Origin of the sequence: Vibrio navarrensis (assembly GCF_000764325.1) — a bacterium.
Classification (GTDB): Bacteria; Pseudomonadota; Gammaproteobacteria; order Enterobacterales; family Vibrionaceae; genus Vibrio; species Vibrio navarrensis.
Genome location: NZ_JMCG01000001.1, coordinates 1,578,081 through 1,593,752, shown reverse-complemented (window position 1 = coordinate 1,593,752; position 15,672 = coordinate 1,578,081). Strand labels below are relative to the sequence as shown.

Genomic DNA, 15,672 nt, shown 5'->3' with positions numbered 1-15,672 from the left:
TGTGAGCAGCTTATTGGTTTTTGCTTAATCGCGCAGTGACGCGCCAAATTTCTCAGCAACGTGCGCGACGATTGCATCAACCGCGCCTGCGATATCCGCGTCTTCCAACGTGCGTTCGTTTGACTGCAGTGTCAGGGCGATAGCGAGGCTCTTCTTGCCTTCTTCCACGCCTTTACCGACATAAACGTCAAACAGTTTTGCCGCTTTCAGGAACTCACCGCCCGCTTCCAAACACGCATTGACGATGTCGCCAGAAGCAACCGCTTGATCAACCACCACTGCGATATCACGACGGTTGGCAGGGAACTTAGACAGCGCCACCGCTTCGGGGATCACTTTGCGATTGATCGCAGACCATTCGATTTCAAACACGATAGTGCGGCCGTTTAGACCAAACTTGCGCTCAAGTTCGGGGTGAACCGTACCAATCACACCGATTTCTTTTCCATCGACCACGATAGCCGCTGATTGACCCGGGTGAAGCGCTGGGTGCTTGGTTGCTACGAAGCTGTACGCTTTGTCGTTGGCAGAGAGTTCAAGAATCGCTTCCACATCGCCTTTCAGATCAAAGAAATCCACCGTGTTGGTTTCGATGTTCCAATGCTCTTCGCTGCGAGTACCGGCAATCACGCCCGCCAGCATCGGCTCTTGACGCATACCGTTTTCCGCTGATTCACATGGAATGAAACGTAGGCCGTATTCGAACAGACGAACTCGTGGCTGTTGGCGTTTTTGATTGTGAACCACAGTGTTTAGCAAGCCTTGAATCAGACCAAGGCGCATCGCTGACATTTCTGCAGAGATTGGGTTTGGCAGAATGAGAGCATCGACACCCGGAACAACCAGTTTTTGTTGCTCTGGTTCAACGAAGCTGTAGGTGATCGCCTCGTGGTAACCACGATCAACCAGCAAATCACGCACGCGTTTTAGTGGCAGTTTGGCTTCTTGATGATCGTGCATCTTAAGCGCAGCTGTTGGGTTTTGGTTTGGAATGTTGTCGTAACCGTAGATACGGCCCACTTCTTCTACCAAATCTTGCTCGATGGCAATATCGAAACGCCATGTTGGCGCTACCGCAACCCAGCCTTCAGCCGTGGTTTCGACTGCCATACCAAGACGCTCTAGGATTTCAACCACATCGCTGTCGGCAATGTGATGGCCTAGAAGGTTATCGAGTTTGCTGCGGCGCAGTGCCACTTTGTTTGGCTTAGGCAAATCAGCTTGTGATTCTACCGCCACAACAGGCGCTACTTCACCACCACAGATTTCCACTAGCAGCGCGGTCGCACGCTCCATTGCGCTCACTTGCAGTGCGTAATCCACACCGCGTTCAAAGCGCATTGAAGAATCGGTGTGCAAGCCATAGCTACGCGCGCGGCCACGAATGTGGTCTGGTGCAAAAAAGGCACACTCAAGCAATACATCTTTGGTTTCTGCGTTCACGCCTGAGTGCTCGCCACCAAAGATTCCTGCAATCGCCAGCGCTTTGTTGTGGTCTGCCACAACAAGAGTATCTGCGTTGAGTTCTGCTTCGCTGCCGTCAAGCAGAGTCAGCTTCTCGCCCTGCTCTGCCATGCGCACCACGATGCCGCCTTCGATCTTCGCCAGATCAAACGCATGCATAGGTTGGCCTTGCTCAAGCAAGATGTAGTTAGTAATGTCCACCACAGGGTCGATAGAGCGAATGCCGCAACGACGCAGTTTTTCTTGCATCCACAGTGGCGTTTGCGCTTGAACGTTTACATTCTTCACTACACGACCAAGGTAACGTGGACACGCCGCCGGTGCTTTTACGTCGATGGACACTTTGTCGTCAATCGAAACCGCCACCGCTTCTACCGAAGGTTCAGTGACGTCAGCGCGGTTAAGTACGCCCACTTCGCGCGCCATACCGCGGATGCTAAAACAGTCGGCACGGTTAGAGGTTAGATCCACGTCCACCGTCACATCGTTCAGGGCGAGGAAAGCACGAAAATCCATACCCACTGGCGCATCTTGTGCCAGTTCCATAATGCCGTTTGATTCTACGTCGATACCTAGTTCAGTAAATGAGCAAAGCATACCGTGTGAAGGTTGACCACGCAGTTTTGCTTTTTTGATTTTGAAATCACCAGGCAAAGTGGCACCGACGGTTGCCACGGCCACTTTCAGCCCTTGGCGACAGTTGGCCGCGCCACAAACGATATCAAGCAGCTCTGCTTCGCCTACGTCAACTTTGGTCACACGTAGTTTGTCGGCATCTGGATGCTGACCACATTCTACAACGTGGCCAACTTTAACCCCGTTAAACTCGCCAGCCACAGGCAGAACATCGTCGACCTCTAGGCCAGCCATGGTAATTTGATGAGTAAGTTCGTCAGTGGTAATCGCAGGATTTACCCACTCACGAAGCCATGATTCGCTGAATTTCATTGTGCTTAAACCTCTGGATTACTTGAACTGTTTCAGGAAACGAAGATCGTTTTCGAAGAAGGCGCGCAGATCGTTCACGCCGTAGCGCAACATGGTCAGGCGCTCAACACCCATGCCGAATGCGAAACCAGAGTATTTTTCAGGATCGATGCCTACGCTGCGAAGTACGTTCGGATGAACCATGCCGCAACCCAGTACTTCTAACCATTTGCCGTTTTTGCCCATTACGTCAACTTCTGCTGATGGCTCAGTGAATGGGAAGTAAGATGGACGGAAACGCACTTCCACTTCTTCTTCAAAGAAGTTACATAGGAAATCGTGCAAAATGCCTTTCAACTGCGCGAAGTTGACGTTTTCGTCAACCAGCATGCCTTCCACTTGGTGGAACATTGGCGTGTGCGTTTGGTCGTAATCGTTACGGTAAACACGGCCCGGCGCAATGAAACGGAACGGCGGTTTGCCATTTTCCATGGTACGGATCTGCACACCAGAGGTGTGTGTACGCAACATCAGATCTGGATTAAAGAAGAAGGTATCATGATCAGTACGCGCTGGGTGGTCTGCGGCAATGTTCAGTGCATCAAAGTTGTGGAATGCATCTTCAATTTCAGGACCAGACTCAACGTTAAAGCCAAGCTCACCAAAAAACTGTTCAATACGCTCAACCGTACGCGTCACTGGGTGCAAACCGCCGTTTTCGATACGACGACCCGGTAGCGTCACGTCGATCGTTTCCGACGCCAGTTTCGCCTCAAGCTCTGCTCGTTGAAGTGCATCTTTACGCACCGCTAAAGCGTGTTGAACAGCCTCTTTCGCTTTGTTGATCTCTTGACCAGCTTCACGACGCTCTTCCGGTGGCAATTTACCTAGGCTTTGCAGTTGAGCGGTTAGCTCGCCTTTTTTGCCCAGATACTGAACTCGCACTTCATCAAGTGCGACAAGCGACTGCGCGGCATCGATCGCAGCATTCGCGTTAGCAATGATCTCTTCTAGATGTTGCATCGTTTCCTCATCTACCTTTTGGTAGTGTCCATAAGGGAGTAATTGGTACTTTTTTGATAGTCGTACATAGTAGCTAAAGCCGCCACTAATGCCAAATTGAATTATTAAAAGAAGAGGTTATTGAATAAAAAGGCGTCAAAGCAGCACAATTCAGGCTTTATCAAACAAATTTAACGCCTGAATTGCGACAAGAAGATGAAATAGATGCGGTTATTGAACTTGATATTGGCAAGGAGGCATCCCCATCGCGTTTTTCTCGGAAAAGTGCTCGCTCTGAGTGGTCTTGACTCGGTTTTTGCCTTGGGATTTGGCGAGGTACACCGCGTCATCGGCCGCTTTGATCAGATCGGTATAAGTTTGCATCTTTTTGGTACGCTGCGCCACGCCGACACTGATACTGCCGCGCCATGGCTCCATGCCCGTTGGGATCAGTAAATTAGTCACCTGCTTGCGCACCAGTTCCGCAATATGCAGGCCGCCGTGCAAGTCGGTGTTAGGGCAGATAACCAGAAACTCATCGCCCCCCAAACGGCACACAATATCGTCACTGCGGAAGCTGTGTTTTAAGCTGTGCGCCAGCTCTTTTAACACCGCATCGCCCGCGTCATGGCCGCAACTGTCATTGACCTGTTTAAAGTAGTCGGCATCCACCATGATGCACACCATCATGTCGCTTTCGGCGTGATCCTCTTCCCACAGCTCTTTTAAGGTACGAATGGCGAAACGCCGATTCGGTAGTTTGGTCAGTGAATCGGTAAACGAAAGCACTTCCAGTTGCTTGTTGGCTTCCACCAACTGACGGGTACGCTCTTCGACTTTTTGTTCAAGTGATTGATTGAGCATCAGCAGCTCACGGTTGCGCTCAGACACTTGCATAAAGAGCGCGCTAAGTGCATCTATCAGCGGTTTGGTTGACGCATCGGCTTTACGCTCTTCCTGCTCAAAAGCGGCTTGGGGAGAAAGACCCGACTCGATGGCGCGCACTTGCCTTGCCATATTTTGATCGATGCCAAGAATATGGTACGCCAGCCAGTGAATGAGGAAGTTGAGGAGTTGTTCGGCTGATTCACGATTTTGCTCGCTGATGAAGCTTTGCATCGTCATAACATCGCTCATAAAAGCGTGATGGATCTGAATGTGGTGTTCTAGATGCTGATGGTAAATACCCGCCTGACGCATCAAGTTTTCTTCTTCTTTGAAGTGAAACTCGGCATAACGCGACAGCTCAAACAGTGCCATCTGGACTCCTTGCAGCGAGATGTTATTTTCCGACAGAAGCTCACCATATTTATTGATAAATCCCACCAGAAATTGATGCTGCTCATCGACATCATCAAGACCCGTTTCGAAGTTTTTATCCCATTTGAATGAATTCAACATGCCATCCTTTCTACTGCTTTATGGTCACCGAGCATCACCCATCGGTGCTCAGACTATAAGAGAATTTTATCCCCTTTATCGAATAAGGGCTTTAGGCAAATGTTGAAAAAAAGAGGTAGATCGAGTTTGAGCCGCTATCTGTGCTCAGTTACTTATAATCCACCTCAATTATTCAGCACAAAACTTGTACTGCAAGCAAAAGCTGATAACTAAAAATAATAGTCGACCGCCAGTTCAACAAAATCATCCCGACGCGCGAAGTAGAGCTGATCGCTTGGCGTATCGTTGGCAAACAACCAAGCATCCAAACGCCATTTCCATTGATTGTTGATGCGCTGGCTCGCTTCCAGTTTGGCGTTGTACACATCGTGATTGTCGAGATCTTGCGTGACGCCCACGAGCACTTCCGTTCCCTGCTCGTCGTTAAACGCTAGGCGCATGCCAGCAAATAGATCGTTTTGACCAATACTCTGCGCCTTGCTACCACGGCTGTCGTAAAGATACTCGGCGATCCACCCGACATCCATCTGGCTGTCAAACGCGCCAACCCAAGTGTATTCAAAACCGGTCACTACAGCGGTATGGTTGTCTAGGCTGTCGCGATAAATGCTTTCTAGCTTCCACAGCCAATCTCCGACAATGCCTTGGACATCCAGCCCAACTTGGCTCATCTGCGCGTAATAAGGATGAAGTTTCCCTTGCTGAAACTGGAAATAGGGGTCGCGGTTGGTGCCATGAAAGTAACTCAGCCCAAGATCCCAATCGCCAAGCATGCGCGTGTAACGTAGCGCATAGTCAAGATGGTGCTCTTTTCGGGACGATTGATAAAGTGCCTCTCCATCGACGACCGGATCGCTTCTCAGCCTCCCATCTTCGCCTGAAAAGGTGCGCTCGCGAAAATAGGGCAGCAGCATCGCATCAAGCGTGCCCCACTCTTTAACACTGGTTAAATGCAGCATCGGCTGGCCTAGCTTGTCTTCACCATCAACCGATTCCACCGCATCGGTTTGATTGACCACATCCACCAGATGCGCCGATTCCGTCACGCCCCAAAACACTTTGCCAACACCCGCTCTGAGTTCGTAATCACCCCAGTAATTCAGGTACAGCGCTTCGCGAATATCGCCGTGGCTGCGCTCTTCATCCTCGCTGTCTAAGCGGTAAAAAGGCGTGAAGGTAAAATGACCATTCCCTTCGGCTTGTTGCCAGTAAAATTCGGGCTGCAACACCAACGCGCTCTGGCCTAAATTTTGCCCTTGCAAACCCGATTGAATAAACTGCCTATGCTCCACGCTAACCTGTCCTGCCAGCTCAACGCCAAAACAAGGCAAGGCGATCACCGTCGCAAGTCCGGAGGCCAAAATCTGACCTCCATTGATTGTCCAACGTGTCATGTCACTCCCTCTTTATTTAATCCGTTTGAGTACATTCTGCTCAAAGTCGTCCGCACTCAGGCCAGTACGAAAGGCCAAATCAGTGGTCAAGAGTTCGGTGCTTTTGCCCGTTTGATGGTTGACCATGGTCATCTGGTGCGCGCGCCAGTACTGGTTGAGGTATTGTTTGTAATCATCAAAGGTGAGCGTTTTGAGCAGTGCATCTTTACGGTCATAAAATTCCACTTTAAGCGGACGGTAGAACTGTTGATCCAACCAAACAACCTGTTTGGTATAACCTGAGTTTTCATCAGTCGGAATTTGTTCCAGCACAAAACTCGGCTGGCCATTGAGCACTTCGTCTCGCAGGTAGTTGAAGCGGTACTTTTCCAGCTCAAATGAACTCAAATCTTCATAGGCAAACTCGCTGCCCATAAATGGCCCCGATTTATTACGCGATGAGATGCGCTTCACGCGTTTTAGTGCCGGCAGATAGAGCCACTGGTCGTCAGCTTCGCTGGTGTGCGAATGGTTGAGAAATGCCGTGCCTTTGACATCGCGTGGCTCGTCGAAAATCGTTAGCCCTTTGTCGCCGTCGCCATCCACTTCCAAAGATTGCAAACGCATCAGTCTTGAACTGCTTTCACCCTGCGCATTTTTCAGCAACATTTCCATGGTAGCGACCGAGTCTTGCCAGCCGAGGTCGCGGTTTTTGCGCTCTGTGGCAATCTCCAATCCTTTGTTCGCCAGCGCCAATGAAGAGAACATCAGGCTGGAGGCGAGAATAAAAGCGGTGGTGATCTTAGTGGTAGATTTCATAGCAATCTCCTTATTAGGCTTGGGTTTGTGATAATTCTGCCGTGACGCCGCTTTGCTCGGGCGCCTCAATCGGATACTCGGCTTTGTCAAACAGCATCAACAACGTTGGCAGCAGGACAAAATCGATGACTAGAGCGAGGAAAATCACCAAGGCACTGAGCTGGCCCATATCCGCGTTTAAGCGGAAGCTGGACATTGCCAGTACCGAGAATCCAGCCACCAGCACAACGGTGGTGATCCACAGCGCGCGACCAACGGTATGGAAGGCGTAGCGCACCGCTTGCTCAGCGTTTTGGCCTTGCTTGCGCGCCCGTTGATATTTAGCTAAGAAATGGACCGCATCATCTACCACGATCCCGAGTGTCAGCGTCACGACCACCGACAAACCCAGGTTGATTTCACCAGAAAGTAGCGCCCAGAGACCAAAGCCGATAATGGCTGGCGCGATGTTGGGGACGAGGCTGATCACGCCCAATTTCCATGAGCGCAGAGCAAATATCATCAAGGCAGAAATCAGCACCAGTGTGATCGGCAGCGTTGAGAGCATACTTGCCATGTTAGTTTCACCAATGTGGGCAAACATCAAAGACGGGCTCGATGCAACCACTTGGTATTGCGGCGCATGTTCAGCAAACCAAGCGTAAATACGCTGCTCCAGATCAACCAGCTCGACACTGCCGAGATTGGCGGTGGTCAGCACCAGCTTCAGCGAGGACTTATCCACGTTGATTTGGTTGTTGAGATCCAAGCCGTATGGGAGAGACATCTCATACAGCAGCAAATATTGCGCGGCCAACTCTCTGTCTTGCGGCAAGCGGTAGTAGGCATCATCGTCGTTGTGCATGTTTTTGTTGAGGCGTTTATACACGTCGGCCAACGAAGCCACATGGTCTGTTTCTGGCTGGGCTCGCAGCCACGCGGTGAAATCGCCCAGTGCAGTCAAAAATTGCGGATCGGCAATCCCTTGCGCTTGATTGGTTTTGATCGCAATGCTGATATTCGTCATACCACTGATGCGCGCCTCCATAAAATCAGCCGCTTGGCGAAACTCACTGCTGTGGCCGAAATACTTCACCGATTCATCGTTAACTTTATTGAGAGGGATAAGCGCGCCGCCAAGGGCAATCACCGCAACCGACAGAGGTAAGAGCATGCGGCGTTTGGCGACGACAAAATCGCCCAACTTGTCCATAAAATCAGAGCTGTCACTTTGCGCTTTTGCCGTGATGTGGATAGGCAGCAGCGTCAGCAGTGCTGGCAACAAGGTGACTGACAGCAGACAAGCCAGCATTACCCCAAGTGCGGATAGATTGCCGAAATCACGCAATACGGGAGAATCAGACATGTTCATCATCAAAAAGCCAATCGCGGTGGTCACAGAGGTAATCACAATCGGCACAAAGTTGATGGAGATACTGCGCTCTACTGCTTGTGCTCGTGACATCCCAGACAGCATGGATTGGCGCATGGTGGCAATCACATGGACACAGTCTGCAACCGCTAATGTCATCACCAACGTAGGCACGTTCACCGTGGCGGTATGTAAGAACATTCCCGCCCAACCCGACAACCCCATAGTGGCGAGAATCGCCCCAATGATCACCGCAAGCGTGGCCAGAACGCTCAAGAAGGTGCGTAACATCAAGGTAAGGAACAGCAAAATCACCAACAGCATCGCCGGAACAAGCGTTGCACTGTCTTCTTGCGCTGCAACCATGAAGGCATCGTTTAAAGCAATAATACCCGCTTTGTAAAAATTGACTTGCGGATACTGCGCCTGATAGCTGGCGACCAAATCATTGACCGCGTTAATCACTTGCTGTACTTCGGCGGTTTTGTCAATTTCTGGCAACTGCACCGTGACGTTAATAACCGCCACATCACCACGTTGCGAGACCAGTGAGTTCACTACAGCAGGTTCACTTAATGCGATGGCTTTGACTTTGCCAATCCGCTCCGCCGTGAATGCGTAGTCGCGGTACAGCAGATCCTCCACGACGAGATCATCCTCCAGCGCCTCGGTATGCTGATAGTTCGCCAGTGAATCGACGCGACTAGAAAAAGGAACTTGCCACGCCACTTCGGTAAGCTTTTGCAGCAGGGTTAGGTTTTCAGCATCAAAGATGTTGCCGTTTTGCGGCGCAATCACCAGCGCAATGCTGTCGCTCTTGGCGAAGGTGGTTTGGATTTCATCATACGCCTGCAACTGTGCATTCGAACCATCAAAGAAAATATCGTAATCGCCACGAAAGTAGAGATTACGGGCTCCGAGGGTAGCAATGACAATCAAGGCGATTGAGATCAGTAGCGTCCAAAAACTCCACTTGGTTGGGATGGATGACCAAGAAAAAGGCGCACTGTGGGAAGAAGTTGGGTATTTCATCACACTCTCCGTTTGTGACGTTTCGTCAAATACAAGTCTCTAAAAACCAGCAAATGCTGGCGCTATTAACTTATGTGTTAGTTATTACACGGAAACTCACTCACCTCCGTGCAATCTCGTGCCATTTTTGACGATTCGTCACTCAGCGTGATGAAAAAACCAATCCTCAGATTGGTTTTCAGCTTCTAACGTCCGACAGATTCTAAGTAAGCCAACTCTTCAGCGAATAGCTCCTGCTCCACCCTTCTCCAGGTTTTGCGGTAGTCCCATTCGCTAGAAAGTGGTTTCCAACCCAGCCCGTCTAGCAGCATGTTCGCATTGTGAAGCACGGTAAACGGATCTTGCAAACGATTGATACAACGGCTGTTTGATGCATTCTGCGTTAACGCATTAGAACCAAACGCAATCGACCAGTTAGCAAACACAATCGCATCCGAACCAATCGCAGGAGAGAACTTTAAATCCCCGATGGCTACCGCATGACTGACGAGCGCATCCGCGCCATCGATCATCCGCTCTTCCAACTCATTGAGTTCACTGACTCGACTTGGAGACGCTTTCTCCAGTACCCATGGCGTTTTCGCCATGATCGCGCAGGTAGATAAGATGGGCTCCAACCGTGCGTAAATGCGAAAGCCTACATGCATCGCAATCATTTTTTCCCGCGTCGACCCTTCAAAAGCGGCTGTGCGGTTAAAAAACATCGCTTCATTCTTTAAAGAATGGATACATAAAGCCAGAACTACGTCCTCTTTACTGCAAAAATGGTTGTAGATTGTCCCTTTCGAATACGAGCTTGCCGCGGTCAACTTGTCCATCGTCAGGTTGGCAAAACCTTCCTTCTGCACAATGCCTTTCGCCAGCAGGATCAATTCAACTTCTCTATCGGCGATCGCTTGTTGCTTTTTCGTCTTGATTGACGAAAAGGCACACTCTTTACGTTCATCGCTTTTCTTACAGCCAAAGTTAAACATCTTTCACTCACCCGTATCGATTTACTCCTGCCGCGATTGTAACATGATTCTTTACTAAAGAAATGACGCACAATTGTGACTAATCGTCATAAATGACACTTCGTCATAATAGCGTATTAATCACTCAAAGCAAGACTTTCATCAAAGATTCATTTTCTTAATCAATACGAGATGAGTAGAGTGTGACAAACCACCAGTTTTAGAACTCAGAAATATAGAACCTCATTCTGTTATACCCAAACGTTCTGATGAAAATCCATACAGGTCGAACATCTGAGTGAGACACTTGTTTACAGCCCAAAAATCAGCGTATTTTTGTTTAAAAAGAGATTAACGCTTCATAATTACAGATACAAAAACGATTATATTGACTCTATAAATATAAAAGACCATTCTGTTAAATTATAAATTCCACACAACACAATCCAATTATTGAGCAAAAAGTCACCAGACCCATCTGATTGTACCAGTCGCACTAAATACTGATACTTTACATGAATAGGTTCTCTTGTTGACTTAGTTCCTTTAGTATTCGTCAATTGCAAAAAACACAACATCAATCACAAATTACAAGGAAAGTTTCGTGAAACAGTGTCATTACGCACTGTGTGCGCTCTTTGCGACTTGTTTGCCGTTAACAGCACATGCAGAAAGTCCCACCGACGAACAAGCCAGCGTGGAAAGCGACCAGCCCTGGAGTTTCTCTGCGTCGAGCTCTTACAGCCGAAACGCCTATCGTGATACCAGCTACCTTGCCTCACGTTCGATAGATGCCAGCGTAACTCTTGGCTATCAATTCGACGATAACTGGACACTGAGTGCCGATATTGCTGGCATTCACCAATTTGATGGTGAAAAAGGCCAATATTGGCAAAACGCGTGGATCAAGGCCAACTACGCCGACCTATACCAACCTACAGAGAATCTGAGCTTCTCCGCAGGCATGCGCGTCTTGATTCCTCTTTCCGAGACAGCGCAAAAAAGCGATCTTTCTACCGCGATCCGCGCCGATCTCTCACTCTCTTATGACATGGCGTTTTTGCTCGAAGGCCTGACTCTGACCGATTCGGTGCGTATTCGAAAGAACTTCCACCGCTATACCACCGTGGGAAAAACACAACTGGAAGAGTATCGCCTCAGCAACTCTTTTGGTTTGACGTATGAATTTGGCGATTGGTGGCTTTCTACGACCATCGACAGCTCAACGTCTTGGACTTATCGCGGCAATGAATATTCTCCTGAGTTCAGTCACTCAGAAGAGCTTGGTTACAACGTAACTGAAAACATCTCACTGGCTGTTGGTCTAACCAACAGCGCACGGTATTTCGATGCCGACCGAGGACCAAACCCAATCGACACCTTATTCGACTTGGACAAGCCAACTTACTACCTATCAATCACTTATAACTACTAATCTGGTGCACAACATGTATAGAAAGTTATTACTCGCCACTATGGTGTCTGTGGCATTGTATGGCTGTGGCGCAGAGGAACGCGCATATGAATACGAACCGAGAGCAGCTGAGCAGATCAGCAAAAGCTCTTTAGACACAGAATCACTTTGGCTTTATATGCCATCAACGGGTGCTGCTCCGCGCTATGCGGCCACACAACGTGGCTTCTTCCAAGGCACGCCAAAATTGGTCACCTTACGTTTTGACCAGAAGAACGGCATCATCGCCGAAGAAGTGGATCGTGATACCCTAGTCGATGGTAAACCGAGCCGCTACGACAGCAGCATCAACCTTGCTCCGGTGTTGAAGATCCCTGGCGAATTTCAACAGTATCGCTGTGCCGAAGATCAGTTTGATGAATGCACCAACAAAGAAGAGCTCAACACCGATGCGAGCTTAAAATGGGAAGAGACCACCCATTTCACGCCAGATTACACTGGCATTAAGTCGCTGGCCGTCAATACCGTCGATGCTTGGTGGACCGCAGACAACGTCACTGAGTCGGCCGATCCGCGCTTGGTCCATTGGGAGTACGATGCCGATGCTGGCGTGATTAACGTCGAAGTCGAACGGACTTTCACCGCCGATGCCGACGATATGTACCAGTTTGGTTCTGAACTAGAAGATCTCTCCTTCAAAACGCGCTTTTTCTACTCTTTGGTCAAGCTCGACAAGTTAGCCAGCAAAGATTATGAAGTCGTGCACTACCCCGGCCGCGACTCTCAGCGCTATGGCTTCTTTAACCAAGAAAAAACGCCGCTTTCAACCAATGGTGAAGCGGACTTAGAAGGTGAAAAATACCGCCTGATCAATCGTTTTAACCCGAAAAAAGCGTCGATCGATTACTACTTAAGTGACAGCTACTTCACGGCAGAGGGACGTGAGTTCCTAGAAACCACTATTAAAACTATCGATCATGTCAACGAAGTGCTTGCTGGAACGGGTGTGCCGACAATTAACATCGTCAATAAAGAGACACCAGCAGGTAAGCACCCTGGTGACTTGCGCATCAACATGTTTAACCTCATCACCGATCCGGTCGACAATGGTTTGCTCGGTTATGGCCCTTCAGCCACCAACCCGCTTACTGGCGAAATTGTTCATGCGCACGTCAATCAGTACGCTGGCGTTATCCGCGCCTCCGCTCGTGAAATGTGGCGTCGCCTGACGGTGCACTACAACCGTCAAGAGATTGCACGCCCGACTGAAAACGATCTCGATAATAACCAAACCACGACGAACGACGGCAATACTGCCGCTTCTGAACCAGCGATAATGACCTTTGGCGGCGAGCGCGTTTCTAACTTGGTCATGGCGAAAAACATCACCAATATCAGAGCGTCACTTCCTATGGTCGCGGCCAGCGAACCTCGTTTCGATAATGGAGTCGTCTCTTGGCTTCGTCCAGATATGCAGCAGGAACACAGCTTTAACAAGCAGGCCCTAAGCTATGCGAAGCAGTTTCAAGCGTACGCTGAGCAGAACATGTATTCTGATCAGTTCCTTTGGGTGAGCACTCAATCGAAAGGGTTAATTAAGGGCATTGATTATATCAACGGCGGTTACTTTGATAACACGCATTTGGATCCTTCACAGCCAGATTACGCCGACAAGGTCAATACTAAGCTCAAAGCGTGGGAAGATCTCAACGCAGATCAGCGAGCGCAAGTGACCAAACAGATTTCGCAGCACATTTATACCTCGACCTTAGTCCACGAACTTGGCCACAACCTCGGTTTACGCCATAACTTTATGGGTTCAATGGACAAGAACAACTTCTACAGCGAGCAAGAAATCACCGCACTTGGCTATGATAAGGTCCCCGCTTACAGTTCGATCATGGATTACGGCGCTTCGATTTTTGACGAACTGCCAACCTATGGTAAGTACGACATCGCTGCACTGCGTTTCGGGTACAATCGCCAAGCCGAAGTGAATACCGTTGATGCTCAAGGTGAGCCGACTGTCGCATACGCCAGCTTAGACGCCATTGACGCTAAAGTGCGTCAGAACTACCGTGATTACCCACTCGGTACTTTGGAAGCGCTCAAAGAGCAGTTGGCAAAACAAGACGATAGCCAACCGACTCAAAGCGTTAAAAACTACTACTACTGTACTGATGAAAACACCAGCAGCACGACCACCTGTAACCGCTTTGATGAAGGGACCAATATCCTTGAGTTGACCAAGTTCCGCATTCAGCGTTACTGGGACAGTTACGACTACCTCAACAAACGTAATGGCCGAGATAGCTTTTATGAGAGTAGATTGTTCGGCTACACGGTGGCTCGCCTTAACCAGTTCAATGAGATCCGTGAAGTGGTTGAGGATCTTGGTGAAATCGACTACTACTTTGCCCAGCTAAAAGGCGAAGAGGAAGAGAGTTACGGGCAAAACGTAGCGAATTTCTACACCGACAACTGTCAAAATGCATCAACTCGCAGTCGATTGCCACAAGGTGCACAAATGATTTGTGACACCTTTGATGCAGCCTTATTAGCGGCAGATTTCTTTGTTGAAGTGATGGCACAGCCCGATCATGTTTGCGAAATTGAGGTCACCACTGGCAGCGCTCAGCCGTTACAGCTATTTTCCTCATTAAATGATTTGTGGGCGCAATACGGTCCAGACATGAGCTATAAAACCACGCTACCAGAATCTTGTTTCGACAAGGACTTGGTCGCTAAATTGGCAAGTGGTTCTCAACCGATCAAGGTATTATCAGAGACCCGTGATGGCCGCCCATACACGGATATGAAAGCCAACAACCCCAACCAGATTTACTCATCAGCAATCGATTTGATGGGGATCTGGCCAGACAAATTGCTGGCAGCGCAGGCACTGGTGCAAAGGAATGATTGGAGTAGCGCGCGTGACAAATCCAATATGGCGCTGATGGATGTTTCCGACGTTCGCAGCGGCACCAAAGGTACGCCAGTGAAGATGAAAGAGTACCTGGGCTACATAGGCTACGGTGCGACCAGCTTCCGCGGCCCGGTATTTGTTGACGAGAATGGTGAGAGTGTCCAAACCAAGACACGTTACCTACCAGATTTACGTAGCTCCATTGAAATGCCAACATATTTTTACGGCCTGAAGAGTTATTTCCAGTTGTCACCAACCACAGTGACACCATTGTTTAATGCATTGCTGACCAACTTGGTGGCGTTCGGACAGGCAGATGAGTACGGATTAGCCGACAGCGCTCAACATCTGATTGATGATATTTCAATCAGAAAGCCAAGCTTGTCTGTTGACCTAAAAGGCGGTTATGAATTTAGCTGGAAAACGCGTAACTACATGGTGACACGTCGCAACGGTTTAGCCAAAAACATGGCGCTTAAAGCGATGTTCATTGACGGACGTGACGAGCAACTGGCACTTCTGGAGAGTTCACCTTACACCGTGAAGCAAAACTTGCGTTTCACTCAGTTAGGCATTCGTACGCAAAAAGACGCCACTTTGTATATGCTGCGTGATACTGACACAGTAAACCTTCTAAAATCAGCCGTTTATTTTGAATCGCTGTTTAGAGGCACCCCTTTCACCCCAGCTAAATTCGCCTACGATAGTAGCCAAAAATGCTACTACCCAGCGAAGAAAAGTGCCGATGAAGGCTGCCATAACCAGGATGAGCTACTGCTTGCTTGGCAGAGCATTGATGAGAATAAAGATAGCGATCCGGAGTACTTGGACGCTCTACTTGACTACTCAGCAACTCAGGCAACGGAAATCGCTGCACAGATCGCAGACAACCCTGAGCATGCCAAGTTCTACGCTATCCCAGCAGAAAGCATCTGGCTATGGAGCACAGGCGAGTACCGTCGTTACCGCCGCGCCATTGAGCAGTTGCCTTTGATGGACTAAATCACTGG

At 49.2% G+C, this 15,672-nt stretch carries 9 protein-coding genes; 2 read left to right on the top strand and 7 right to left on the bottom strand.

Features of this window, described 5'->3' with window-relative positions:
- Window positions 1-24 precede the first annotated feature (24 nt).
- From pheT to EA26_RS07080, 7 genes are all read right to left on the bottom strand, one after another.
- Complete coding sequence (gene pheT / locus EA26_RS07110) at window positions 25-2,412, bottom strand: phenylalanine--tRNA ligase subunit beta (RefSeq protein WP_039426131.1); 2,388 nt, start codon at window positions 2,410-2,412, stop codon at window positions 25-27.
- Window positions 2,413-2,430: 18 nt separating this feature from the next.
- Window positions 2,431-3,414, bottom strand: coding sequence for a phenylalanine--tRNA ligase subunit alpha (gene pheS / locus EA26_RS07105; protein WP_039426129.1), 984 nt, complete (start codon window positions 3,412-3,414; stop codon window positions 2,431-2,433).
- Window positions 3,415-3,624: 210 nt separating this feature from the next.
- Complete coding sequence (locus EA26_RS07100) at window positions 3,625-4,791, bottom strand: GGDEF domain-containing protein (protein WP_052079791.1); 1,167 nt, start codon at window positions 4,789-4,791, stop codon at window positions 3,625-3,627.
- Window positions 4,792-5,003: 212 nt separating this feature from the next.
- Window positions 5,004-6,188, bottom strand: coding sequence for a hypothetical protein (locus EA26_RS07095; RefSeq protein ID WP_039426126.1), 1,185 nt, complete (start codon window positions 6,186-6,188; stop codon window positions 5,004-5,006).
- Window positions 6,189-6,200: 12 nt separating this feature from the next.
- Window positions 6,201-6,935, bottom strand: a complete 735-nt coding sequence (locus tag EA26_RS07090; protein WP_404976579.1) for an outer membrane lipoprotein-sorting protein — start codon at window positions 6,933-6,935, stop codon at window positions 6,201-6,203.
- Between the two features lie 64 nt (window positions 6,936-6,999).
- The gene (locus tag EA26_RS07085) at window positions 7,000-9,369 is read right to left on the bottom strand and encodes an efflux RND transporter permease subunit (RefSeq protein ID WP_039426121.1); all 2,370 of its coding nucleotides are present in this window, start codon (window positions 9,367-9,369) and stop codon (window positions 7,000-7,002) included.
- Window positions 9,370-9,554: 185 nt separating this feature from the next.
- Window positions 9,555-10,343: a TetR/AcrR family transcriptional regulator gene (locus tag EA26_RS07080; protein ID WP_039426118.1), complete on the bottom strand. Its 789-nt coding sequence runs from the start codon at window positions 10,341-10,343 to the stop codon at window positions 9,555-9,557.
- 583 nt (window positions 10,344-10,926) lie between these two features.
- Between EA26_RS07080 and EA26_RS07075 the strand changes: the two genes are divergently transcribed.
- The gene (locus tag EA26_RS07075; RefSeq protein WP_039426116.1) at window positions 10,927-11,757 is read left to right on the top strand and encodes a hypothetical protein; all 831 of its coding nucleotides are present in this window, start codon (window positions 10,927-10,929) and stop codon (window positions 11,755-11,757) included.
- Window positions 11,758-11,770: 13 nt separating this feature from the next.
- The gene (locus EA26_RS07070) at window positions 11,771-15,664 is read left to right on the top strand and encodes a zinc-dependent metalloprotease (protein WP_226978244.1); all 3,894 of its coding nucleotides are present in this window, start codon (window positions 11,771-11,773) and stop codon (window positions 15,662-15,664) included.
- Window positions 15,665-15,672 lie beyond the last annotated feature (8 nt).

What these genes read in the sequence shown, in the direction of transcription:
- pheT (WP_039426131.1), bottom strand. Translation starts at nt 2,412, where the DNA reads ATGAAATTCAGCGAATCATGGCTTCGTGAGTGGGTAAATCCTGCGATT.
- EA26_RS07070 (WP_226978244.1), top strand. Translation starts at nt 11,771, where the DNA reads ATGTATAGAAAGTTATTACTCGCCACTATGGTGTCTGTGGCATTGTAT.
- EA26_RS07090 (WP_404976579.1), bottom strand. Translation starts at nt 6,935, where the DNA reads ATGTTCTCTTCATTGGCGCTGGCGAACAAAGGATTGGAGATTGCCACA.
- EA26_RS07080 (WP_039426118.1), bottom strand. Translation starts at nt 10,343, where the DNA reads ATGTTTAACTTTGGCTGTAAGAAAAGCGATGAACGTAAAGAGTGTGCC.
- EA26_RS07085 (WP_039426121.1), bottom strand. Translation starts at nt 9,369, where the DNA reads ATGAAATACCCAACTTCTTCCCACAGTGCGCCTTTTTCTTGGTCATCC.
- EA26_RS07095 (WP_039426126.1), bottom strand. Translation starts at nt 6,188, where the DNA reads ATGACACGTTGGACAATCAATGGAGGTCAGATTTTGGCCTCCGGACTT.
- pheS (WP_039426129.1), bottom strand. Translation starts at nt 3,414, where the DNA reads ATGCAACATCTAGAAGAGATCATTGCTAACGCGAATGCTGCGATCGAT.